Source organism: Streptomyces antnestii, assembly GCF_004005495.1.
Classification (GTDB): domain Bacteria; phylum Actinomycetota; class Actinomycetes; order Streptomycetales; family Streptomycetaceae; genus Streptomyces; species Streptomyces antnestii.
Genome location: NZ_RZYA01000008.1, coordinates 120,508 through 143,116, shown reverse-complemented (window position 1 = coordinate 143,116; position 22,609 = coordinate 120,508). Strand labels below are relative to the sequence as shown.

General features: G+C 70.0%; 21 protein-coding genes and 1 pseudogene. 10 read left to right on the top strand and 12 right to left on the bottom strand.

All coding sequences use genetic code 11. From position 1 onward, the window contains the following. Positions 1 to 5: 5 nt before the first annotated feature. From EOT10_RS18835 to EOT10_RS18800, 8 genes are all read left to right on the top strand, one after another. On the top strand, positions 6 to 1,037 hold the full coding sequence (locus EOT10_RS18835) for an agmatine deiminase family protein (RefSeq protein WP_127829396.1): 1,032 nt from the start codon (positions 6 to 8) through the stop codon (positions 1,035 to 1,037). A gap of 60 nt (positions 1,038 to 1,097) precedes the next feature. Further along, positions 1,098 to 2,705 (top strand): ABC transporter substrate-binding protein, encoded by a 1,608-nt coding sequence (locus tag EOT10_RS18830; protein ID WP_223281064.1) that lies wholly within the window; start codon positions 1,098 to 1,100, stop codon positions 2,703 to 2,705. Then, the gene (locus EOT10_RS18825) at positions 2,702 to 3,661 is read left to right on the top strand and encodes an ABC transporter permease (RefSeq protein WP_127829395.1); all 960 of its coding nucleotides are present in this window, start codon (positions 2,702 to 2,704) and stop codon (positions 3,659 to 3,661) included. The genes EOT10_RS18830 and EOT10_RS18825 overlap by 4 nt, the downstream gene beginning before the upstream one ends. After that, the gene (locus EOT10_RS18820; protein ID WP_127829394.1) at positions 3,658 to 4,512 is read left to right on the top strand and encodes an ABC transporter permease; all 855 of its coding nucleotides are present in this window, start codon (positions 3,658 to 3,660) and stop codon (positions 4,510 to 4,512) included. The genes EOT10_RS18825 and EOT10_RS18820 overlap by 4 nt, the downstream gene beginning before the upstream one ends. Before the next feature lie 11 nt (positions 4,513 to 4,523). Then, on the top strand, positions 4,524 to 5,543 hold the full coding sequence (locus EOT10_RS18815; RefSeq protein WP_223281063.1) for an ABC transporter ATP-binding protein: 1,020 nt from the start codon (positions 4,524 to 4,526) through the stop codon (positions 5,541 to 5,543). After that, the gene (locus EOT10_RS18810; protein ID WP_127829393.1) at positions 5,536 to 6,333 is read left to right on the top strand and encodes an ABC transporter ATP-binding protein; all 798 of its coding nucleotides are present in this window, start codon (positions 5,536 to 5,538) and stop codon (positions 6,331 to 6,333) included. Before EOT10_RS18815 ends, EOT10_RS18810 begins: the two co-directional genes overlap by 8 nt. 156 nt (positions 6,334 to 6,489) lie before the next feature. Then, a complete protein-coding gene (locus EOT10_RS18805) occupies positions 6,490 to 7,941 on the top strand; it encodes a purine-cytosine permease family protein (RefSeq protein ID WP_127829392.1) in 1,452 nt (483 codons plus the stop codon). A gap of 46 nt (positions 7,942 to 7,987) precedes the next feature. Further along, positions 7,988 to 9,160 (top strand): agmatine deiminase family protein, encoded by a 1,173-nt coding sequence (locus EOT10_RS18800; protein WP_127829391.1) that lies wholly within the window; start codon positions 7,988 to 7,990, stop codon positions 9,158 to 9,160. A gap of 92 nt (positions 9,161 to 9,252) precedes the next feature. Here the strand turns inward: EOT10_RS18800 and EOT10_RS18795 are convergent, their stop codons facing one another. Beyond that, positions 9,253 to 10,377: an agmatine deiminase family protein gene (locus EOT10_RS18795; protein ID WP_127829390.1), complete on the bottom strand. Its 1,125-nt coding sequence runs from the start codon at positions 10,375 to 10,377 to the stop codon at positions 9,253 to 9,255. A 299-nt stretch (positions 10,378 to 10,676) separates the two neighbouring features. Between EOT10_RS18795 and EOT10_RS43160 the strand changes: the two genes are divergently transcribed. Together EOT10_RS43160 and EOT10_RS18785 are read left to right on the top strand one after the other, a co-directional pair. Continuing rightward, entirely contained in the window at positions 10,677 to 10,811 is a 135-nt protein-coding gene (locus EOT10_RS43160; protein ID WP_262985420.1) for a hypothetical protein, read from the top strand. Then, positions 10,808 to 11,254 (top strand): hypothetical protein, encoded by a 447-nt coding sequence (locus tag EOT10_RS18785; RefSeq protein WP_127829388.1) that lies wholly within the window; start codon positions 10,808 to 10,810, stop codon positions 11,252 to 11,254. The genes EOT10_RS43160 and EOT10_RS18785 overlap by 4 nt, the downstream gene beginning before the upstream one ends. A gap of 75 nt (positions 11,255 to 11,329) precedes the next feature. On the opposite strand, the gene EOT10_RS18780 is transcribed toward EOT10_RS18785, so the two are convergent. The 11 genes and pseudogenes from EOT10_RS18780 to EOT10_RS18730 all read right to left on the bottom strand — a co-directional run bounded on the left by EOT10_RS18780 (position 11,330) and on the right by EOT10_RS18730 (position 22,418). Further along, positions 11,330 to 11,815 carry an iron chaperone gene (locus tag EOT10_RS18780; protein WP_127829387.1) on the bottom strand — a complete coding sequence of 162 codons (486 nt, stop codon included), beginning with the start codon at positions 11,813 to 11,815 and terminating at the stop codon, positions 11,330 to 11,332. Between the two features lie 45 nt (positions 11,816 to 11,860). Then, positions 11,861 to 12,526, bottom strand: a complete 666-nt coding sequence (locus tag EOT10_RS18775) for a VOC family protein (RefSeq protein ID WP_127829386.1) — start codon at positions 12,524 to 12,526, stop codon at positions 11,861 to 11,863. Beyond that, positions 12,526 to 12,663 (bottom strand): annotated as a pseudogene (locus tag EOT10_RS42000) (AraC family transcriptional regulator); the annotation flags it as partial. The gene EOT10_RS18775 and the pseudogene EOT10_RS42000, both read right to left, overlap by 1 nt. A gap of 51 nt (positions 12,664 to 12,714) precedes the next feature. Further along, complete coding sequence (locus tag EOT10_RS18765; RefSeq protein ID WP_127829385.1) at positions 12,715 to 13,212, bottom strand: cupin domain-containing protein; 498 nt, start codon at positions 13,210 to 13,212, stop codon at positions 12,715 to 12,717. A gap of 152 nt (positions 13,213 to 13,364) precedes the next feature. Next, a complete protein-coding gene (locus EOT10_RS18760) occupies positions 13,365 to 14,231 on the bottom strand; it encodes a 3-hydroxybutyryl-CoA dehydrogenase (protein WP_127829384.1) in 867 nt (288 codons plus the stop codon). A gap of 16 nt (positions 14,232 to 14,247) precedes the next feature. Continuing rightward, complete coding sequence (locus EOT10_RS18755; RefSeq protein ID WP_127829383.1) at positions 14,248 to 15,951, bottom strand: CocE/NonD family hydrolase; 1,704 nt, start codon at positions 15,949 to 15,951, stop codon at positions 14,248 to 14,250. Further along, positions 15,948 to 17,438, bottom strand: a complete 1,491-nt coding sequence (locus EOT10_RS18750; RefSeq protein WP_127829382.1) for a purine-cytosine permease family protein — start codon at positions 17,436 to 17,438, stop codon at positions 15,948 to 15,950. The genes EOT10_RS18755 and EOT10_RS18750 overlap by 4 nt, the downstream gene beginning before the upstream one ends. Next, positions 17,435 to 18,175 carry an enoyl-CoA hydratase/isomerase family protein gene (locus tag EOT10_RS18745; RefSeq protein ID WP_127829381.1) on the bottom strand — a complete coding sequence of 247 codons (741 nt, stop codon included), beginning with the start codon at positions 18,173 to 18,175 and terminating at the stop codon, positions 17,435 to 17,437. Before EOT10_RS18745 ends, EOT10_RS18750 begins: the two co-directional genes overlap by 4 nt. Next, positions 18,172 to 19,353 (bottom strand): acyl-CoA dehydrogenase family protein, encoded by a 1,182-nt coding sequence (locus EOT10_RS18740; protein WP_127829380.1) that lies wholly within the window; start codon positions 19,351 to 19,353, stop codon positions 18,172 to 18,174. The genes EOT10_RS18745 and EOT10_RS18740 overlap by 4 nt, the downstream gene beginning before the upstream one ends. Positions 19,354 to 19,470: 117 nt before the next feature. Continuing rightward, positions 19,471 to 21,558 (bottom strand): acetate--CoA ligase family protein, encoded by a 2,088-nt coding sequence (locus tag EOT10_RS18735; protein ID WP_223281062.1) that lies wholly within the window; start codon positions 21,556 to 21,558, stop codon positions 19,471 to 19,473. After that, complete coding sequence (locus EOT10_RS18730; RefSeq protein WP_223281061.1) at positions 21,555 to 22,418, bottom strand: SDR family oxidoreductase; 864 nt, start codon at positions 22,416 to 22,418, stop codon at positions 21,555 to 21,557. Before EOT10_RS18730 ends, EOT10_RS18735 begins: the two co-directional genes overlap by 4 nt. Between the last annotated feature and the right edge of the window lie 191 nt (positions 22,419 to 22,609).

The window sequence follows — 22,609 nt, the reverse complement described above, 5'->3', positions numbered from 1 at the left end:
CCGTGATGACTGCATTCCGTATGCCTGCCGAGTGGTCCGAGCACGAGGGGTGCCTGATGGCCTGGCCGGTGCGTGAGGACCTGTGGGGCGGCGTGCTGGACGACGCCAAGGAGGAGTACGCGAACGTCGCCCGCGCGATCGCCGAGTTCGAGCCGGTGACCATGGTCGCGCCGCCCGGCCACGGCGAGGACGCGCGGACCAGGTGCGGCGACGGGGTCACCGTCGTGGAGATGGCGCAGGACGACTCGTGGTTCCGTGACTCCGCCCCGCTCTTCGTGCTCGACGGTGACGGCAACCGCGCCGGAGTGGACTTCCGCTTCAACGCCTGGGGCCGCAAGCACCACCCGTACGACTCCGACGACCGGGTGAGCGCCCTGCTGCTCGAGCACCTCGGCGTCGAGCGCATCGCCTCCGACATGATCCTGGAAGGCGGGGCGATCACCGTCGACGGCGAGGGCACGCTGATCACCACGGAGCAGTGTCTGCTGCACCCGAACCGGAACCCGGGGTTGAAGCGGGACGAGATCGAGACCGAGCTGAAGTCCCGGCTCGGCGTCGAGAAGGTCGTGTGGCTCCCGTACGGCGGTCTCCTGGATACGGAAACCGACGGGCACGTGGACGGCGCCTGCGCCTTCGCCGCTCCCGGCAAGGTCGTCCTCTCCCTGCCCGACGACCCCGACCACCCCGACTACGCCCGGATGCGTGCCAACCGCGCGGTACTTGAGGCCACCACCGACGCTCACGGCCGGTCGTTCGAGATCATCGACCTCCCGCAGACCGCGTTCGTCGACATGGCCGAGGGCCAGGTCGAGGTGTCCTACCTCAACTACTACGTGGCCAACGGCGGCGTCGTCGTCCCCGTGGCCGGTGTCCCCCAGGACGCCGACGCCCTCGCGGTCATCGCCGGCGCGTATCCCGGGCGCAAGGTCGTCGGGGTGCGGGCGCCCGTGATCGCTTTCGGTGGCGGTGGTGTCCACTGCATCACCCAGCAGATCCCCGCCGTACCCGCCATATCTGCCGTACCCGCCACCGCCTGAATCGAGTACGTGACGATGACCACTCCTCAACTCCGCGACAGGAGACGTCCCCCCGGACGGATGGCAGTGACGGCGACAGTCGCCCTGACCTGCCTCGCCGCCGTCGCGGCCTGCTCAGGACCGCCCAAGGACTCCGGCACCGGCAGCGATTTCAAACTGTCGGCGTCCACGCCCGAGGCCCGCGGCCAGATCGACTCGTTCACCTGGGCCGTCTACGCGGAACCGCCCACGCTCGACTACACGGCGGCGTTCGACTACCCGCAGAACACCATCCTGTCCAACGTGTGCGAGAGCCTGATGCGCTGGACGCCCGGGCTCGCCATGGAGCCGGGCCTGGCGAAGAAGGCGTCCAACCCCGACCCCAGGACCTGGGTCTACGATCTGCGCGCGGGGGTGCGATTCCACAACGGCAAGGAGATGACGGCCGACGACGTCGTCTACAGCCTCGGCCGCCAGATGGACCCGAAGAACGCCGCGGCCTGGGCCCAGGTCTTCCAGAACGTCGCCTCCATACGGAAGACGGGCCCTCTGCAGGTCACCGTCAAGCTCAAAAAGCCCGACTCCCAGTTCCCGCAGTACATGGCGACCGCCGCGGGCGTGGTGGCTTCCAAGGCCGGCGTAGAGGCGGCGGGCAAGGACTACGGCACCTCCGGGGGCCTCGCCTGTACCGGGCCGTTCAAGCTCGGTGCCTGGGACAAGGGGCAGTCGATCGAGCTCGATCGCTTCGACGGCTACTGGGGGAGGAAGGCCAAGTCCAAGAAGGTCGTGTTCCGGATTCTGACCGACCCCTCCGCGCGCACCAACGCCATGCTCAGCGGGGAGGCCGACGGCGGCTACCTGATCCCCACCGAGAGCTATGGCCGTCTGCGCGACAGCGGCGTGGGCTCCCTGTACTTCGGCGAGGGGCTGACCACGGTCAACGTCAACGTCACCAACATGCGGGGCCCGCTCGGCGACGTCCGCGTACGCCGCGCACTGTCCCTGGCCATGGACCGCTCCGGGTTCGTCAGGGCCGGGCTCGGCGGCGCGGGCACCAGCAGCAGCTCGATCACCCCGCGAGCCGTCTGGGCCGCGGCCTCGGAGCCGACCCGGAAGGCCGCCCTTGGTGCGCTGCCGCCCGCCGAACAGGACATCGAGAAGGCCAGGGCGTTGATCAAGGAGGCCGGTGCCACCGGCAAGACCCTGACCGTGGCCACCAGTCCCATCGGCCAGGACGTCTCCCTCCTCGCCACCGCGGTCCAGGCGGCCGGCACTCAGATCGGCCTGAACATCCGCCTCAAGACCATCGCCCCGAACGCCTTCACGGCCCTGTTCACCGACCCCAAGGCGCGCGAGGGCATCGACCTCTTCCCGTACACCTCGTACTACAACATCAGCGACCCGCTGGACCTCCTGGCGGACTTCAAGACCGGCGCCTACCTGAACTTCGCCGGCTACAGCGACAAGGGTTACGACAAGCTCGTAGACCAGGCAACCGCCGTCTACCCGCGGGAACCGCGGATGAAGATCGAGGCCGAACTGCAGAAGCAGGCCGCAGACAAGGTGCTGTGGATACCGGTCGCCGAGTGGCCCACGTCGGTCTTCCTCAACAAGAGGATCACCGGCGCCCCCACCACCATCTCCTACATGTACTACCCGTGGGCCGCCGACGTGGGGGCCGCGAAGTGAGCTTCCTGAGATTCGCCGTACGCCGCCTTGCGGAGATGGCGGCCACCCTGCTCGGCGCGTCGTTCGTGGTGTTCGGCGCCATGTACCTGGCGCCGGGCGACCCGGCCAGCTTCCTGCTCTCAGGACGCTCCGCCTCACCGCAGGCCCTCGCCGCGATCAAAGCCCAGTACCACCTGGACGACCCGTTCTTCGTCCGGTACCTGCACTGGCTCGGCGACATCGTGCGGGGAGACTTCGGGCGGTCCATCACCTACCGCACCGACGTCTCACGGCTGTTGGCCGACCGTCTCCCCACCACGCTGCTGCTCGTCATGATGGCGCTGGTCGTGGTCGCGGTGATCGGCCTGGCACTGGGCTGGATCGCCGCCGTGCGCGGCGGCGGCATCGACTCCACCGTCCTGGTCGGCACCACGCTCGCCGTCGGGACCCCGTCCTTCGTCGCCGCCGTACTGCTGCAGGGCCTGTTCGCCGTGAAGCTGGGATGGTTCCCCAGCAGCGGTGCCGGCGACGGCTTCGGCGACGAACTCTGGCACCTGACGCTCCCCGCGATCGCCCTGGCGCTCTACCTGATCGGCATGCTCGCCCGGGTGACCCGCTCCACCATGCTCGAAGCCCTCGACAGCGAACATGTCACCGTCGCCCGCAGCCGCGGCGTCCCCGAGCGCCAGGTCATCCGCCGCCACGTCTTCCGCAACTCCCTGGGCACCGTCCTCACCACCGGCGGACTGATCGTCTCCACGCTCCTGATCTGCACGATCCTCGTGGAGACCGCCTTCAGCATCGGCGGCGTCGGCCAGCTCCTCGAACTGTCCACCACGACAAAGGACTTCCCGACCGTCCAGGCCATCTCCCTGATCATCGTCGCTCTCTTCATGGCCGTGAACCTGATCGTCGACCTGCTGCTGCCCCTGGTCGACCCGCGGATCGCCCTCGGAACGAGGAGTACCTCCGTATGACCGCCGTCCTGACCCGCCGCCCCGGCCTCTCCAGGATCCGCGCCGCCGGGCCCCCGCTGTACCTGATCTGCCTCGCCTTCGTCGCCCTGGTCACCACTGCCGCGCTCCTCGCCTCATGGCTCGCGCCCTACGACCCCAACGTGGTCGATCTCGGCAACGCGATGGCCGCTCCTTCCGCGGAGCACTGGCTCGGCGTCGACGCCGCCGGACGCGACACCCTCTCCCGGCTCCTTCTCGGTGCCCGCACCTCGCTGTTGGGACCGCTCGGGGTCGTGGTCTTCTCCACACTCGCCGGTGTCGCGGTCGGTATGGCGGCGGGCTGGCGGGGCGGCTGGCTCGACTCGGTCCTGTCGCGCAGCACCGAGCTGGTCTTCGCGTTCCCCGGGATGCTCCTGGCGATCCTGATCATCGCGGTCTACGGAGAAGGGCTGTTGGCTCCCGTCGTCGCCCTCTCCATCGCCTACCTGCCCTACGTCAGCCGACTGACCCGCTCCCTCGTCCTGGCCGAACGCAAACGCCCCTACGTCAACGCCTACCAGGTCCAGGGCCATTCGGCGCTCCAGATCTGCCTGCGCCACATCCTGCCCAACATCGCCCCCGTCGTCCTCGCCCAGTCCACGATCAACTTCGGCTACGCCCTCATGGACCTCGCCGGCCTGTCCTTCCTCGGCCTCGGGATCCCCGCGCTCACCCCGGACTGGGGCCGCATGGTCTTCGACGGCCAGACCGCCATCCAGCACGGCTACCCGCTGTCGGCGATCTGGCCCTGCGTGTTCATCGTGCTGACCGTCGTCGCCTTCAACGTGGTGGGCGAGCGCTGGGCCGACCACGTCGCCAGGAGGACCCCATGAATGAGGGCCCCATGAAGGAAGACCCCATGAATGCGGTGGACCCGGCCACATCCACGTACACACTCGACATCCAAGGGCTGCGGATCAGCCTGCCCGGCACCGCCCGCCCGGTCCTTGACGGCATCGACCTGCACGTCGGCGCCGGCGAGACCGTCGCCCTCGTCGGCGAGTCCGGGTCCGGGAAGACGCTCACCTCGCGCAGCGCCTTGAACCTGCTGCCGCCCGGCGCCACCGTCGAGGGCGCCGTCCGCGTGGGAGGCCAGGACGTCCTCACCATGAACGCCGACCAGTTGCGCGCCCTGCGCACCAACACGGTGGCCATGATCTTCCAGGACCCCCGCGCCGCCCTCAACCCACTGCGCCGCATCGGTGACTTCCTCATCGAGAGCGTCACGCTGACCAGGAGCATGAGCCGCCCGGACGCCACCGCCCGAGCCACCGAACTCCTCCAGGCCGTCGGCCTTGACGCCTCCGCGCTGCACAAGTACCCCGGCCAGGTCTCCGGCGGCATGCTCCAACGCGTCATGATCGCGGCCGCGTTGATGGGAGATCCGGCCCTCCTGCTCGCCGATGAACCGACCACCGCGCTCGACGTCACCACTCAGGCCGAGGTCATCGCCCTGCTGACCGAACTGCGCGAACGCTTCGGCACCGGCCTGCTCTTCGTCACCCACGACCTGGACCTCGCCGCCGCCATCAGTGACCGCGTCTACGTCATGTACGCCGGACGGATCGCGGAGAGCGGACCCGCGCAGGTCCTCTTCGCGCAGCCCCGACACCCTTACACCGCAGCGTTGCTCGCCTCCACCCCGCGTCTGGAAGCCCCTGCGGGACGGCTTGCCGCCATCGACGGCCAACCCCCGGACCTGCGACAGGAGTCGCACGGCTGCCCGTTCGCCGCCCGCTGTCCCCTGGCCATGGAAATCTGCGAGCGGCAGGCCCCCGAGCCGCTCCACGCACCGGACCTGCCGGACCACCGGGCCGCCTGCCATCACACCGACCGCCTCGAAGGGAGCCCCGTCGATGTCTGAGCACGTACTGGAGGCCGTCGGTCTCCACCGCGCCTTCGCGGACGTCCGCGCCGTCGACGATGTCTCCTTCACGCTCCCCGAGGGCGGCTCCCTGGGCATCGTCGGTGAATCCGGGTCCGGCAAGACCACCACCGCCCGGATCATCGTCGGACTGGAAAGGGCCGACGCCGGCCAGGTCCGCGTACGCGGCCGGGAACGCGGCGCGCGAAGCCGCGGCCGGGCCCAGCGCCTGGCCAGGGCCCGCGAGGTCCAGATGGTCTTCCAGGACCCGTACCTCTCCCTCGATCCCCGGACGAGCGTCGAAGACGTCCTGCGCGAAACCCTGCGCCTGCACTTCCCCCGCACCGACCACGACCGGCGCGTCCGCGAGCTCCTCGACCAGGTCGGCCTGGGCACCCGCGCCGCCGACGCACGCCCACGGCAGCTCTCCGGCGGCCAGCGCCAGCGCGTCGCCATCGCCCGTGTCCTCGCCGTCGAACCGGCCGTCCTCGTCCTCGACGAGGCGGTCGCCGCGCTCGACGTCTCCGTACAGGCGCAGATCCTCAACCTGCTCGCCGACATCCGGGAGGAGACCCGGATCGGCTACCTGTTCATCACCCACGACCTCGGCGTGGTCCGGTGCGTCACCGACGAGGTCATCGTCATGCGCCAGGGCCGCGTCGTCGAGGCGGGGCCCACGGCCGAGGTGCTGGCCGCACCGCAACACCCCTATACGCGACTCCTGTTGGAGTCCGTGCCGCGGCCCGGCTGGGACCCCGAGGCGATCGCCGCCGCCCGCCGGGCACTCTGACGTTCCTCTTGGGCAGCCTCATGCCCCAAGTTGATTCGTTGGGGATGTTGACTGAAATTTCCGTCAGTCCCTAAGGTGAGCGCACTCCATCGGCGCCGCACGGTCATCTGGCGCTGAACGCATTCACGTAGGCACCCCAGGACAGGAGCAGCCCACATGGGGCATGGCACCACGCAGGCGCATGATTCCGCACCACTTGCGGGTATTGAACAGCACTCTATCGACTGGGTGCCCCTCGAGGAACGGCACGGCAAACCCTCGAGCGTGGGCGCCATCTGGTTCGTCGGCAGTCTCAACCTCACCGGCCTGGCGACCGGCGTCGTGACGCTTTCCATGGGGGCCTCGCTCGTCTGGACGGTGGTCGCCACCGTCCTCGGCTCGCTCTTCGGCACGTTCTTCATGGCGTTCCACTCGGCCCAGGGTCCCCAGCTGGGCCTGCCCCAACTGGTGCAGTCACGGCCGCAGTTCGGCTACCTGGGTGCCGCGCTCACCGTGTGGGTGTTCGCCCTCGTCAACTACATCGGCTTCAACACCTCGGACGCCCTGCTGTCCGGCCAGGCCATGAACCTGCTCACCGGGATCCCCAACTGGCTCGGCTATCTGCTCGCCGCCGCGGTCGCGACGGTGATCGCCCTGTACGGATACGAGTGGATCCACCGGCTGAACCGGTGGCTCACCTGGCCCTTCGTCGTGGTCACGGCCGTCATCACGGTGGCCGCCCTGTTCGGCGGCGGGCTGCCGCGCGGCGTCTGGGACGCGGGCCCCTTCGAACTCGCCCCGTTCATGCTGGTGTTCGTGTTCGTCGCCGGCTTCCAGCTGGGCTGGGCGCCGTACGTCTCGGACTACTCGCGCTACCTCAGACCCGACGTCCCCGTGCGCAGCACCTTCTGGTGGACCTACCTGCCCAGCGCGATCTCCGGGATCTGGGTGTTCCTCCTCGGTGCCGTGGTCTCGGCCGGAGCCCCCGAGGGCACCGACCCGGTGACCGCGCTGAAACTCGCGGCCGACCGGCTGTTCGGCGGATTCGGCACGGTCGCGGTCGTGGTGCTGCTGGTCGGGCTGCTCTCGATCATGGCGATCAACCAGTACGGCGGCAGCCTCACCATGATCTCCATCGTCGACTCGTTCCGTCCGGTGAAGCCGACGCGGGCCATCCGGGTCACGACCATCGGGATCATGCTGGTCTCGGTCGGGGCGATCTCCACCCTCGTCGGCATCGACCGGTTCAACTGGTTCTTCGCCAACGTGGTGGTGGTGCTGACCTACCTGTTCATCCCCTGGACGGCCATCAATCTGGTCGACTTCTTCTTCGTCCGCCGCGGCCAGTACGTCGTGAAGGAGATCTTCAACCCGGACGGCATCTACGGCCGGTGGGGCTGGCGCGGCAACCTCGCCTACGTGATCGGTCTGGCCTGCATGGTCCCGTTCATGGTCGTCACCGGCCTCTTTGTCGGGCCTGTCGCGGAGCGCCTCGGCGGAGTCGACTGCTCGGTATTCGTCGGCCTGCCGGTGGCCGGCGGCCTCTACTGGGCCTTCGCCCGAAGCCTCGATCTGGCAACCGAACGCCGGATGGTCCAGGAGGAGGGGCTGCTGGAAGCGCTCCACTGAGCAACTCGGCCTGCACGTACAGAACTTCTGCGAAGAGGAGCACCACGTGAAGACACAGTACGACGGCGACAGAGCGGGCATCAGCCGCAGGACATTGCTGACCCGGACCGGAGCGGCCGCGGCCGCGCTGGTGGCCGCGCCGGTACTCGGCGGTGTTCAGCCGGCCCGGGCCGCGGGGTCCTGGCGCGTGCCCGGGGAAGAGACGCCGCACAAGCGGACCTGGATGGCCTGGCCGTCCAGCTCCACGATCTGGGGCAGCAGCCTGTCCCTGATCCAGGCCGACATCGCCAAGCTCGCCAGGACGATCGCCACCTACGAGCCGGTCATCATGTGCGCGGACGGCCCGACGGCCGCGGCGCGGGCCGGCACCATCTGCGGGCCCACGGTCACGGTGATCAGCTCGATTCCCGTCTCGGACTGCTGGATGCGGGACACCGGCCCGCTGTTCCGGGTGGACGGGACCGGCGGCCTGGACTCCTTCGGCCTGAACTTCAACGCCTGGGGCGAGAACGCCACGAGTTTCTACGGCATCCCGGCCTCCGCCTACGACAAGGACCGCACGGTCGCACAGCAGGTCGCCGCCTACGCGGGCGCGTCGTTCGTCAGGGCGGACGTGGTCGGCGAAGGCGGCGGCGTGGAGTACGACGGCGACGGCACCCTGATGGCGACCGAGAGCTGCTGGGTGAACAGCAACCGCAACCCCGGCAGGACGCGCGATCAGATCGAGGCGGAGCTGCTCTCCCGGTTCGGCGCCTCGAAGATGATCTGGCTGCCGGGCGTCACCGGGAAGGATGTCACCGACGGCCACATCGACGGGACCGCCCGCTACATCAAGCCCGGCGTGGTGATGGTGCAACTGGCGGGCGCGGTGCGGCCGGACGTCTGGACCGCCAACGCCCAGGCCATCCACGACGTGCTGGTGAACTCCACCGACGCCAGGGGGCGGCAACTGCAGGTCCTCACCATCGAAGGCCCCGACACCCTGCCCCGGATACCGGCGGGCAAGCAGAAGCAGTTCCTCAGCTCCTATATGAACTGGGCGGTGACCGACCAAGCGGTGATCACCACCCAGTTCGGCGACACCACCAAGGACGAGGCGGCAAAGGCGGCCATCGAGGCCGCCTACGGCAGACCCGTCATCCAGCTCGACCTCGACAACCTCTACGGCAACGGGGGCGGCGGCGCGCACTGCGTCACGATGCAGGAACCCAACTCCTGAGCAACCAGCCCGGGTCCCGCCTTCGAGACCCGGGCTGTCCCGGCCGGCTCCGCGGCATTCATGCACAACCGTTCCGTGGGGCAGGCCGTGGGTCAGTCGACCGGCTTGCCGGGTTCGTCGTGGGTGGAGCAGTGGATGCCGCCGCCCCCGGAGGCGATGGTGTCGATCTGGACCTGCACGATGTCGCGCTTGGGGAAGTGCTCCTGCAGGATGCTCCGGGCGCGCTTGTCGGCCTTGCGGTCCCCGAACTTGGGCATGAACACGGAGTCGTTGGCGACGTAGAAGTTGGCGTACGTCGACACGAAGTCGTCGCCCTCGCCGGTGATCTCGTACAGGTCGGGCTGCGGCAGATCGATGATCTCGAAGGGCCTGCCCTTGGCGTCGGTCGCCTTGCTGAGCACGGCCCTCGCCTGGTCGGACGAGCGCGACCAGGAATCCGGGGGTGTGTCGGGGTGCGCCGTGTCGAGGAGCACCACGCCGGGTGCGGTGAACCGTACGAGGCTGTCCACGTGCGCGTCGGTGATGTCCTCGCCGCGCACGCCGGCCAGCCAGATCACCTTCTTGATGCCCAGCGTCTGCTTGATCTCGGCCTCGATCCGGTCCCGGCTCTTTCCGGGGTTGCGGTTCTCGTTGACGATCGAACTCTCGGTGATGAGGAGGGTGCCCTCGCCGTCGGTCTCGAAGGAGCCGCCCTCGGCGACCAGGGGAGCCTTCCGGCGCGGGATGCCGTACTTCGCCAGCAGTGTGCGGCCCACCTGGGCGTCATTGGCGTGTGTCTGCTTGTTGCCCCAGCCGCTGAAGTTGAGGTCGACGCCGGTGACCTTGCCGTCGTCCTCCACGAACACCGGCACGGTGTCGCGGGCCCACAGGTCGTCGACCTCCAGCGGGATGACCTCGACATCGCGCCCACACGCCTTCTGAGCGGCCCTCTGCTGGTCGGGCCTCGCCATCATCACGACGTACTCGTACTCCGCGATGGCACGGGCGACGCGGGCGATGTCCTCGCGTACGTAGGGGAGGTCCTCGCCCCACACCGACTGCAGGGCGGGCCACGACATGAAGGTGCGTGCGTGACTCTCCCATTCGGCGCCCATGCGCAGTCCCTTCGCCGCCGTGTCCTGGTCACCGGGGCCGCAGGCCGAGGCGCCGAGGATGCCGGCACCGATTCCGGTAAGCGTGCGAAGGGCTGTACGGCGGGTGGGGTGAAGGGGAGACACGGTGAGCTCCGTTGATCGTGAGGGTCGGCGTGGACGGATCCGATCGCTGCTTCGACTCTGGCACAAACTGAAAATTCAGTCAAAGAAGGGGTGGGTGCCCGAAGTGGATGGCGGAAGCGGGTGACGGGCTTGTGGGCGGGTGGGTAGCGCACCGCTGGTGATCACGCCGCTCGGCGCTTCGACGCTTCGACGCTTCGCGCGGCGACCGAGCCAGCCGTCGTGAGCGCTCCGGCATCGCCCGCGCGGCCGACGCCATCGGTCTGACCGGCACCGGGCTGCGCATCGGCACCGCCGCCTACATGGCACCGGAACAGGCGATGGGGCAGACGGTGACCCCGGCGACCGATGTCTTCGCCCTCGGCGTGCTCGCTGCGTACGTGGCCGGGGGAGTGCTCCCCTTCGGAGGTGGCCCCGAGTCCGCCGACGGGTCGTGACGGTGCTCGCGGCCGCGCTGCTCGTGGCCTTCGCCGGCACGGCCTACTACTTCCTGGACCACCGCAAGGCCGCGGCGGGAGACTCCTCGTATGCCGAACTCACCGCCCGCGACTCCGACTACGAATTCGATCTCGCGGCCGGGAAGGCCGTCCCGGCCGAATCCGCCGACTGGTATCTGGCGGTGACCGAGGGCGAGTTCGTCTTTCCGAAGGACAGCGATGCCTTTGTCGCCGCCGGATACGTGCTGAGCCCCGCCGACTGCCTACGGGGCATCGAGACCGAACCGGTGACCACGCTCCCGCTCGACGACCTGGCCGACGAACGTCCTTTCTGCGTCCGGAGCCCTGACGAGAAGAGCATCGTCATCGTGCGGTTGATCGAGGCCGATCCGGACGAAGGACCCGTCACCGTGGTCATCAGCCGCCACGACATGAGGGGCTGACGCAGGTAGTGAGGCGCCGGTTCTCCATCTTCCACGGCGCGGTCGCGTTGCCCACCGGTTCTGCCCTGGCCGGCCTCAGCCCACTGCCTTCCTGACAAGCGCGCTGATGCGCTCTTCGTCGGCCGCGGTCAGCTCCCTCACGGCGTAGGTGGTCGGCCACATGGCGCCGTCGTCGAGTGCCGCCTCGTCGCTGAAGCCGAGCGTGGCATACCTCGACTTGAACTTCTCCGCGCTCTGGAAGTGGCAGACGACCTTGCCGTCTCTGGCGTACGCGGGCATCCCGTACCAGAGCTTGGGCGCGAGGTCCGGAGCGGCGGTCTTGATGATGGCGTGGATCCGCTCGGCGAGGACGCGGTCCGCCTCCGGCATCTCGGCGATCTTCGCGAGCACGTCCCGCTCCGCCGCCGCCTCCTTCTCCGCCCGGGACGAACTGCGCCGCGCCGCCGCCTTCTTCTCCTCGCGTGCGTGCTCCTTCATCGCGGCCCGCTCGTCGGCGGTGAATCCGTTGTACTTCTCGGTGGTCGTGCCGGAGTCCTCGGCGGGCGACTTCGTGGACGGCATGGCAGTTTTCCTTTCGTACAGGGGCAGGCGGGCGGGGGCCGGGAGTCAGGACGGCGTGGGGGCGAGCGACGCGGCGGCCTCCCAGGCGAATCCGTCCGGGTCGGCGAAGGTGTCGGCGGTGCTACCGAGGACGATGCGGTGCGAGCCGGTGCCGTCGGCAGGGACGCCGAGGTCCTTGGCCAGGCCGCTGCGCTTGTACAGGGCCAGCTTGACGGGGCTTGACTCGTCGGCGGTGAACTCGGCGTACTTGCCGCCGAAGCTCCTGGCCACGCTCAGGCCCCGGCCGACGTAGAACTGCTTGGTGGCCTTCACGTCCTCGACGCCGAGCAGCAGGACGACCTCGTCGATCTCGCGGGTGGCGGGGCCGGTGTCCTTCTTCGCCGAGGTCGCGATCTTCCAGATCGTCCCGTCCGGGGCCTGGACGACGCCGCCGTAGCCCCACAGCGACTTCGCGGCGGGCTTCAGCACCGTGGCGCCGGCGTCCACGGCGGCGCCGACGAAGCTGTCGACGGTGGCCGGCCCGGACACCGTGAGCGCCAGGGTGAAGCCGCGGAATCCGGTGGAGTGCGCCTCGGACGCCCGCAGGCGTATGTACGTGTCCACGCCGAAGGCGGTGTAGAAGCGGCGGGCGGCCTCGAGGTCGGCCACCTCGAGGGTGACGGACGCGAGGGACGTGTGGGCTGCGGTGGAAGCGGTGGTTGCCATGGCCATCACGTTAGGGGCCGCGCGGTGGCCAGGGCTTCTCCATTCCTGACCGGTCTTGAGACTCGCTTCGCCACGCACACCGGCATGCCGACCAGCTCGGTGAAGCGGGTGGTGAACGTGCCCGGCGACGCGCCGCCGACCGCGCCCCGCGGACATCGCGGCAGCACTCGGCACGTTGATCCGTACTCTCCGGGTTATCCGCGTGCGGCGTCCCAGACCGCGCTGGTCCCGAAGTAGGAGTCGTACAGTTCCTGGACTTCGAGAAGGCTCTCCGGCGGCACCTTGCCGTAGCGGATGCGTTCGAGGTGGCGGAAGTATTCGAAGCGCTCCACTCCGGGCGTGATGATGACGAGCATGTCCGCGATCTCGCCTGGCGCGGCGGCAAAGGCATGCTGTGTGCCGGGCGGTACGACGACCACGTCTCCGCGCTCCGCGGTGACCACTTGATCGCCGGACAGCAACTGGGCGGTGCCATCGAGGACGTAGAACATCTCGGCGGACTTGCCGTGGTGGTGCGGGCGGGCGCCGTTCGCGCCCTTGCCGAGGGTGACACGCATGCTGGAGAGCGCACCGCCCGTGGCGGGGCTGTCGACGAGCAGCTGGTTGGTCACCGGGCCACCCGCCCCTGTCAGTTCGGCGTCAGCAGCGCGTACGACGACGGTCTCGTCGAAGTCTGGGATGAAGAGAGACATGGCTTGCTCCTGAAATGTTGATCACGCCGAAACGTACGTCATGCGCCATGTCGCAGGCCACCAGCAGCTTCTGACGGACAGTGATCATCGGCCGAACGGTCGGGATGACGTCGGGGCCGGTGGGCATGACGGGACGAGCGGCTGTCTGCTTCTCAAGTGCCCGCGTAGTCGTGGAAGCCGCGGCCGGTCTTCTTGCCGAGCAGGCCGGCCTCGACCATGCGCAGTAGCAGCGGGGGCGGAGAGTACAGCGGCTCCTTGAACTCGGCGTACATCGACTCGGCGATCGCGTGCGTGGTGTCGAGTCCGATCAGGTCGGCGAGCGCCAGCGGGCCCATCGGGTGTGCGCAGCCGAGCACCATGCCCTGGTCGATGTCCGCGGCGGAGGCGAAGCCGGATTCCAGCATGCGGACGGCGGACAGCAGATAGGGGATGAGCAGCGCGTTCACCACAAAGCCGGCGCGGTCCGTCGAGCGGATGACCTGCTTTCCCAGTACGCCGGTGACAAAGCCCTCCGCGCGCTGCCGGGTCCGTTCGCCGGTGAGCAGCGAGGGCACGAGTTCGACCAGGGGAAGCACCGGGACCGGGTTGAAGAAGTGGATACCGACGACCTGTTCGGGCCGGGTGGTGGCCATGGCGAGCTTCGTGATCGGTATCGATGAGGTGTTGGACGCGAGGATGGCGTCCCTGCGTTCGACGACCTTGTCCAGGGTGGCGAAGATGTCGACCTTGAGCCGCTCCGTCTCCGCGACGGCTTCGACGACCAGGTCCCGGTCGGAGAACTCACCGAGGTCGGTGGTGAGGCGCACCCGGGCCTGCGCTTCCTCGCGGTCCGCGTCCGACAGCTTTCCGCTGCGTACGCCACGTGCCAGTGACTGCTCGATGCGCCGCCGCCCAGCAGCGAGCGCATCCGGTCCGGTCTCGCCGACGAGGACGTCAAGCCCGGCCCTTGCACAGACCTCCGCGATCCCCGAGCCCATGTGTCCGGCGCCCACGACGCCTATCCGGCAGATGGTGTCCATGCGGTCACCGGTCCTTTCACTGGTGGCCGACACCGTCGGTCTCGGCGGTTGGGGGTGTATGTGTGGCGGGCAGCACGGTGAGTTCCAGGTACGCGCCGTCCTGCCCGCCGACCATCAGCCGCTGGGTGCTGCCGACGGCGCGGCGTGCCCGCCACGGGTCTTCGGTTCCGCCGGTGTGCGGGAGGTACAGCGGGAAGCAGCTGGATGCCACCTGGATCCGGAGCCGGTGTCCCGGGTCGAGCCGGTGTCCGGTGTCACCGAGTTCGATGTGTGCCCGGTGCCACGCCTCGATACCGCCGGACATCCGGTACGGCGCCTCGAGGATGCGTCTGCTGGTGCCGTCAGGTGCCACATCGCAGAGCTTGACGACGAGGTGGCTCACGGCCGCGGTGGAGGTGGCCGGCAGCACCAGGCGGGCGGGGCCGGCGAGTTGCAGCGGGTGCCGCCGGGCGGAGCCGGTGAAGGTCAGCACGTCGGGCCGCCGCTCGATGCTTCGCTCGTCGGGCAGCGCGAGCAGGGGACGCCACCAGTTGAGGTCGGTGGTCGGTACGAGGTTCTCGGGGTCGTGTTCCCAGTTCGCCCGGCCCGGCGTGCGGCTGGGGTGCGGCGACAGTGCTCCGCCCTCCGGGCCTGCCGCCGCGGCGGGGGCGTCGGCGAGGTGGAGTCGTACCGTGGCCGCGCCGGGCGGCGGCCAGCACGGGGCCGATCGCACCCCGGCTCCCGTGCTCTCCCAACGGACGGCCGGCGAGGGCGACCGGGGTACGCCCTTTCCGAGGTACCGCAGCAAGAAGTCGATCACCGGGCCGAGCGAACGGTCCAGCATGGCCTCACGGGCGGCCGGATCGGTGAGGTGGTCCGGGCTGCGTCCGCTCGCGGTGAGCACATCGTCCTGGTGGTCGGTGGCGGTCGCGACCAGATACTGCGGTGTGCGTGCCACCTGTCGGGCCCGCCGCCAGTCGCGCAGCTGGCCGCTCCGGAACAGGTCGTACCAGCCCGTCCAGTGCAGGGTGGGCACCCGTCCGTGCCCCGCGGCCCGGCCGCCGAACGCCAGCTGCTGCCAGCGTCGGTCGCCCGGCGGCGCAGTGGCCCACTCGGCCGGTGGCAGCACCCAGGGCATGGTGTGAAGCCCGTCGAGCAACTGGGCGAACGGCCGCCGGGACCAGTCCGGGCCGGGCACCACATTGGCGCGGCCGGCCCAGGTGGAGGTCAGCCACTCCACCATGGGCCCCAGCCTGAACACCCCGTTGCTGTGGAGCAGTTCACCCCTGATGTCCGTGGTGGTCAGGCGTGAGACGAGCGCTCTGACGGCCGGGTGGCCCGCGGCGACCGCGGCCCAGGCGGTGTAGCCGTAGTAGGAGTTGCCCCAGCAGCCCACCGTGCCGTTCGACCAGCGCTGCGCGATGATCCACTCGAGTGTGTCCCAGGCGTCACCGACCTCGGAGGTGAAAGGTGCCGGCACGCCCTCGGAGCGGATCTTGCCGCGGACGTCCTGCGTCACCACCGCCAGTCCGGCCTCGCTGAGTCTGGCGGCGATGTCCGGCAGCAGAGTGTCCGGGTGCGTCTTGTCGTACGGCGTCCGGATCAGCACAGCCGGAAGCCTCATGGGTGACGGCGGCAGGTAGACCTCGGTGTGCAGCCGGACGCCGTCCCGCAGGGGCACCCAAAAGGGCTCCGCCTGCGGGACCGGCGTACCGAAGGGCACGGGGACGGCCGTGCTCACCCGGCGTGCGCCGTGAGGGACGTACCGGCCGGGACGTCCGGGTCCAGGCCGTCGTCGGCGGTGTCGACCACGGCCCGCTCGGCCGGCAGATCAAGGGACCGGCAGACCAGCAGATACAGGCCGGCCGAGACGACCAGGCCGACGATCATGGTGATGTCCAGGCCGCCCATCCACCGCGCCACCGGCCCCATGCTGTCGCCCACGATCGCGAACGGCATCATCGAGGCGAACCCGACGCCGTACGAGACCAGACCGCGCCAGCTCCACCGTCCGTAGATGCCCCGCGGGTTGAAGATCTCCCGGATCGAGTAGTGGCCCTTGCGCACCACATAGAAGTCGACCAGGTTGATCGCCGTCCACGGGGTGAAGAGATAGCCGAGCACGACCAGGAAGTGCTCGAACTCATGGAGGAACGTCTCGTCCGAGCTGAAGGCGATCGCGGTGGACAGCGTGCCTATGACGACCAGCGTGGCCACGCGTTTGGCCACCGTGGGCCGGATCTGCCGGACCGAGTCCATGCTGGACAGCAGGGTCAGGCTGCCGCCGTAGAAGTTGAGCGTGCCGATGGTGATCAACGGCACCACCGAGACCAGCAGCAGCGCCATGCCGAACCCGTGGAAGACCTCGTCACCCGCGGAGATGACCGACTCGACGAGGGCCAGCTTCGGAAACAGCCCGGCCGCCACGGTGCCCACCAGCATCATCCACGCACCGCCGATGGTCGCACCCAGATACGTCCACCAGAACGAGGAGCGCACGCCCACCGTCGGCGGCAGGTAGCGGGAGTAGTCGGAGACGTAGATCGACCAGGACAGCTGGTAGACCGCCGCGGTGAAGAACTGGACCAGGAAGGGCGCGAGGGCGAACGAGCCCAGGTCGAGCTGGGCCGGGCTGAACGGGTTCACCGCGATGATGCCCACGGAGAACACCACCAGTGCCACGAACATGAGATACGTCAGCCAGCGTGACGCCCGGTGGATGAAGTCGTAGCCGACCACCGCCAGCACGATGCCCACCACCGCGTAGCCGATGTAGCTCGCCGAGTTGGGCACCTGGGCCAGATGCTCCAGTGTGCGGCCCACCAGGATCTGGTTGAACGCGGTGTAGCCGATGTACGTCACCAGCGCGGTGATCCACACCAGCAGGGCGCCGACGAACCCGAACTGCGGGCGGGACTGCACCATTTGCGGGAGCCCCAGCTGCGGGCCCTGGGTGGAGTGGAAGGCCATGAAGAACGAGCCGAAGGCGGAGCCGAGGACGACGGCGATCGCCGTCCAGATCAGATTGCCGCCGAGCGCGACACCGATGGCGCCGGTGGCGACGGTGGCCAGGTGGGCGTCGCCGGCGAACCACACAGGGAAGAGATGCCACACCTTGCCGTGGCGCTCGGCGAGGGGGACGTAGTCGATGGAGCGGGTCTCGATGACCGGGCGGCCCCCGGCGGCGGGCACAGCCGCCGCCTGGGGCGAGTTCGAGGTGACGGTCATGTCGGGTCCTCGGTGGGTGGGTGGGTTGCCTGGTTGAGGGACGCGTACGCGAGCTGTTCAAGGAGCAGGGAGGACTCGCGGGGTGAATCCGCCGCGACGTCGATGACGCGCTTGGTGACGGCGACCGCGAGCGGGGGGAGTGCGGCCAGTTCCTCGGCGAGCCGCAGGGCGTGGCCGAGGTGCGCGCCCTGCTCGCTGACCTCGGTGAGCAGGCCCCACGCGTGAGCTTCGGCGGCCGTCAAGCGGCGTCCGCGCAGGACGAGTTCGCGGGCGCGGGCCGGGCCGACGGCGCGGACCGTCCGGTAGGTGCCGCCGGAGCTGGGCAGGATGCCGATGCCGACCTCGGGCAGTCCGAGCTGCGCGGTGGGGTCCGCGACGCGGAAGTCGGTGGCGAGGGCGAGTTCGAGGCCGCCGCCGAGGCAGTAGCCGGCGATGGCGGAGACGGTGGGCTGCGGCAGCGCGGCCACCTTTTCGTACACCGCTCCGGAGTCGCGGTAGTACGCGGTGATGGCCTCGGGGGTCATCTCGCGCAGCTCTCCGGTGTCGGCGCCCGCGGAGAAGACTTTGTCGCCGCCGGTGAGGACGACGGCGCGGCTGGTGGTGACGGCCTTGTCGTCCAGGGCGCGCAGCAGCGCGCGTTCCAGGTGGGTGGAGAGGGCGTTGAGTTTCGCCTCCCGGCGCAGCGTCAGCACGGCGGTGCTGCCGCTGCGCCGGATCTCGACGGTGCCGGCGCTCACACCTGGGCGCTTGCGGTCGTCGGGAAGTCGAGCATGCCGAGGCCGCGCTTGCTGATCTCGTTGGCGATGACGAGGCGCTGGATCTCGGAGGTGCCCTCCCAGATGCGGTCGACGCGCAGTTCGCGGTAGAGCCGCTCGACGGGGTAGTCGCGCATGTAGCCACGGCCGCCGAAGATCTGCACGGCCCGGTCGACGACCCGGCCCGCGGCCTCGGAGGCGGACAGCTTGGCCATGGCCGCCTTGGCGTGCAGGGTCTTGCGGTCGCCGCCCTGGTCGAACTCCCAGGCCACCTGGTGGACGAAGGCGCGGTTGACGGCGATGTCGACGGCCGAGTCGGCCAGCATGGCCTGAATCAACTGACGCTCGATCAGGGCCTCTCCGCCCTGAATCCGCTCGCGGGCCCACTCGGTGGCCAGGGCGAGGGCGCGCTCGGCGGCGCCGACCGTGCGGGCGCCGATCATCAGGCGCTCCTCCGTGAACCAGCTGCGCGTCAGGTCGTAGCCGCCGCCGATCTCGCCGAGGACCGCGTCCCGGCCGACCTCGACGCCCTCGAAGATGTACTCGGGGTGCTCGTAGACGAAGGTGTGCATGTAGCGCGGGACGCGCTTGACGCGGATGCCCGGCAGGTCCTTGTCGACGAGGAAGAGGGTGGGTGCCTTCTCTTCGCCGGCCAGGGCGAGGACGAGGAAGAAGTCGGCGACATCGCCGACCGTGACGAACCACTTCTCGCCGTCGATGCGGTAGCCGCCGGCGGTCGGGGTGGCGGTGGTGGTGATGCCCTGCGGGTCGGAGCCGGCGTCGGCCTCGGTGATGGCGACGGCGTCGCGGCGCTGCCCGAGGATGTCGGGGACGAGGTAGCGCTCGCGCTGCTCGGGGGTACAGGCGGACAGGGCGTTGGCGGGCCGCCAGACGGTGTCCCACAGCGCGTTGGTGAGCTTGCCGAGCTCCTCCTGGACGACGACCTGCTCCAGGATCGTCAGACCGGCGCCGCCCCACTCGGTCGGCATGTTGACGGCCTGCAGTCCGCTGGCGAGTACCTCGTCGCGGATGGTGCGCAGCGCCTCGGGCGAGAGTCCGTTGTCGGCCTCGCAGGCGTCCTCATGGATCACGATCTTGTCGGCGAGTGCGGCGGCGCGCTCCTTGAGCTCGGCCAGGCGCGGGGAATAGGCGAAGTCCATCCGGGTGTCTCCTCGTGATGTGTTCTGGCGGGTGTACGTGGTGGTGGAAGTGCAGACGGGCGCCGGGGCCGTGGTCCCGATCCGGCGTCGGCCGTCGGGGGCTCGGGGGCCCTGCGGTCAGGAGCCGAGGACGATGCGGGCGTCCAGGCCCAGACACCCCTTCGGGGTGACGAGCAGGGGGTTGACCTCCAGCTCGGCGATCTCGGGGTGGGCGGCGGCGACGGCGGTGATGGCCTCGACGGCCCGTGCCGCGGCCGCCAGGTCGACGGCGGGCCGGCCTCGTACCCCGCGCAGCAGGGGCGCGGCGGCCAGGCGGGCCAGCAGCTCCTCCGCCTCGGCGGCGGTCACGGGCGCCAGGGCGAGGCGGATGTCGCGCAGTACTTCCGTGAAGATGCCGCCGAGACCGACGAGAGCGACCGGGCCGAAGCGGGGGTCGCGCCGTACGCCGACGATGAGTTCGACGCCGTCGGCCGTGTCGGCCATGGCCTCGACGCAGTAGCCGGGCGGGGCGAGGCGCCGCGCCATGTCGGCGTGCGCGGCCCGTACGGCCGCCTCGTCCGCGAGGCCGAGGGCGACCCCGCCGGCGTCGGACTTGTGCAGCAGCCCCATGGCCTTGAGGACGACGGGCCCGCCGATCTCCGCAGCGGCCGCGGCCACCTCGTCCTCGGTGCGGACCAGGCGGGCGGCGGGGAAGGTGAGGCCGCCGTTGCGCAGCAGTTCGCGGGCGGTCCAGTAGTCGTCATCGGCAGCGGGTTCCGCGGACGGCGGCAGCACCGGGACGTGCGGGACGGGCCGCTCGGCGCGGTCGGCGATCCGGCCGAGGACCTGGGCAGCGTGTTCCACGGAGCCGAAGACGCTCACGCCCTGGTCGTGCAGCTCCCTTGCCGCGGGCCGGTCCGCGTACATGGTGTGGACGGCGACCGGCTTGCCGTGGGCGCGTATGCGCTCTGCCATCACGCGGGCGGTTGCCGTCTCGGCGTCCGCGAGCGCTTGGCCGTAGCCTCCGTAGCCGCCGAAGTAGCCGGTGACCAGGACGGCGTCGACCTCGTCGGCGCTCAGCGTCAGGTCGAGGACCCGGCCGAAGGAGGTGATGTCCTGTTCTCCGGCCCCGGCGAGGTCGACGGGGTTGGCGGTGCCCGCGGAGGGCGGGAGCTCAGCGGCCAGACCGGAGGTGAGGGCGTCGCCGAACTCCGGGACCAGCAGGCCGTGCGCCTCGGCGACGTCGCTGGCGAGCGAGGCGTGGCCGCCGCCGTCCGCGATGACCGCGACCCGCCGCCCACCGCCGCGGCGGTTGCGGTGCAGGGTGCCCAGCAGCCGGGCGAGCTCGGCGACGCCCGTGACGCGGTCCACGCCCGCCGCGCGGCATGCGGCATCGATGACGGCCGAGTCGCTGGTGAGTGCGCCGGTGTGGGAACGGGCACCGCGCATCGACGCCTGGCCCGCGCCGACGGTCAGCAGCACGACCGGCTTCCCGGCCCGCACGGCGTCCGCCGCGGCCTGCGCGAAGGCGCGTCCGTCGCCGAAGTCCTCGCAGTACAGGGCGATCAGCTCGGTGCCGTCGTGCTCGGTGTAGCTGCGGATGAGGTCGGCGGCGGTGATGTCGGCCTGGTTTCCCAGGGAGGCGAACCGGGAGAAGCCGAGCCCGTCCCGCTCCAGACGGCGGCTGAGCTCAAGGGCCATGTTGCCGCTCTGGGAGACGAATCCGACTGTGCCCGCGGGCATGTCGTTGGACGCCAGCCGCAGTCCGCTGGTGGTGTCGAGCACCCCCAGGCAATTCGGCCCCAGCAGGACGGCGCCGGCCCGGCGGATACGTTCCGCGAGGGCTGCCTCGCGCTGCCGGCCCTCCTCGCCGAGCTCGGCGAAGCCCGCGGTGATGCCCACGATGGCGCGGGCGCCGGCGGCGAGCGCGTCGTCCACGGCCTCCTCGAATCCCGCGGCGGGGACGGCGATGACGGCGAGCTGGACGCCGCCCGGGGCATCGGTGGCGCGGCGGTGGACGGCGCGGCCGAGCACCGGTTCGCCGCGCCTGTTGACCAGGTGGACGGGGCGCTCATGGGTACTGCGCAACGCCTGGACAGCGATCCAATTGCCGTACTTGGTCTCGTCGTTGCTGGCGCCGATGATGGCGACGGAGGCCGGGTCGAAGAGCGCGGAGAGGCCGCAGGCGGCGGTGATCGCGTCGGTTGCGGGAAGCGTGAGGGTCACGGGGCCACCTCCAGGGCGTCCAGGCTGTCGAGGTCCGTCGGGTGCTTCGAGTGCTTCGAGTTCTCCAGGGCCGGCACCGGATATCCGGTACCCCAGGCGTCGGTGCCGCCGTCGACGGTGATCGTCGTGCCGGTGATGTACGAGCCGCCGGGCGACGCGAGAAAGGTCAGAAGGCCGGAGACCTCGTCGGGGCGGCCGAGCCGGCCGAGCGGGACCGCCTGTTCCCAACGGCGCCGGTCCGCCTCGGAGTACGCGTCCTCCATCCCCTCGGTGGCGATGGTGCCGGGGGCGACGCACACGGTGCGGATGCCGTAGCGGCTCCACTCCAAGGACAGTCCGGCAGCGAGGTTCTCCAGGGCGGCGCGGGCGGACGTCGCATGCACCATGCCCGGAATGCCGCGTCGCGGAGAGAACGCGATGAAGAATATGTATCCGGAGCGGTTCGGGATCATCGAGCGGACCGCGACCTCGCGGGTCATGGCCCAGCCGGCGTCGACGGCGAGATCGTGGACCGCGCGCCAGCCCCTGGGGCTGATGTCCTCGGCAGGGGCGGTGAACTGGCCGCCGGCGTTGTTGACGAGGACGTCGATCCGGCCGAACGCCGCGAGGGCGGCGTCCACGACGTGCGTGACCGCACCCTCCTCGCGGATGTTCGCCGGGACGGCCAGGCAGGCGCCTCCGGCGGCCTCGATCTCGGCGCGTACGTCCTCCAGGGGGCCGGGGCGACGGCCGCAGACCACGACCCGCGCCCCGCAGGCGGCGAAATCGATGGCAACGGCCCGGCCGATGCCGGTGCCTCCCCCCGTGATCAGCACGACCTTGTCGTCGTGCACATCAGGGCGCAGTGGTGTCGTTCCCACAGTGCTCTCTTTCTCTGCCTGAGGTCCGGAAGATGGGGGACCTGACATGCGTGCGTCGCGGTACACGCGACCGAATGTCCCGGGCCGGGCATCTCGACTGACTGATGCGCCGGTTGGAATTGAGCTTCACTCTGGGACTCGTCGAGGATGCTGTCAATACCTCTAGCAACCTGGGCATTTACAGATCCCGA

Coding starts and splice junctions, on each gene's coding strand:
- EOT10_RS18835 (WP_127829396.1), top strand. CDS start 6: ATGACTGCATTCCGTATGCCTGCCGAGTGGTCCGAGCACGAGGGGTGC.
- EOT10_RS18830 (WP_223281064.1), top strand. CDS start 1,098: ATGGCAGTGACGGCGACAGTCGCCCTGACCTGCCTCGCCGCCGTCGCG.
- EOT10_RS18820 (WP_127829394.1), top strand. CDS start 3,658: ATGACCGCCGTCCTGACCCGCCGCCCCGGCCTCTCCAGGATCCGCGCC.
- EOT10_RS18815 (WP_223281063.1), top strand. CDS start 4,524: ATGAAGGAAGACCCCATGAATGCGGTGGACCCGGCCACATCCACGTAC.
- EOT10_RS18810 (WP_127829393.1), top strand. CDS start 5,536: ATGTCTGAGCACGTACTGGAGGCCGTCGGTCTCCACCGCGCCTTCGCG.
- EOT10_RS18805 (WP_127829392.1), top strand. CDS start 6,490: ATGGGGCATGGCACCACGCAGGCGCATGATTCCGCACCACTTGCGGGT.
- EOT10_RS43160 (WP_262985420.1), top strand. CDS start 10,677: ATGGCACCGGAACAGGCGATGGGGCAGACGGTGACCCCGGCGACCGAT.
- EOT10_RS18780 (WP_127829387.1), bottom strand. CDS start 11,815: ATGCCGTCCACGAAGTCGCCCGCCGAGGACTCCGGCACGACCACCGAG.
- EOT10_RS18775 (WP_127829386.1), bottom strand. CDS start 12,526: ATGGCCATGGCAACCACCGCTTCCACCGCAGCCCACACGTCCCTCGCG.
- EOT10_RS18765 (WP_127829385.1), bottom strand. CDS start 13,212: ATGTCTCTCTTCATCCCAGACTTCGACGAGACCGTCGTCGTACGCGCT.
- EOT10_RS18760 (WP_127829384.1), bottom strand. CDS start 14,231: ATGGACACCATCTGCCGGATAGGCGTCGTGGGCGCCGGACACATGGGC.
- EOT10_RS18750 (WP_127829382.1), bottom strand. CDS start 17,438: ATGACCGTCACCTCGAACTCGCCCCAGGCGGCGGCTGTGCCCGCCGCC.
- EOT10_RS18740 (WP_127829380.1), bottom strand. CDS start 19,353: ATGGACTTCGCCTATTCCCCGCGCCTGGCCGAGCTCAAGGAGCGCGCC.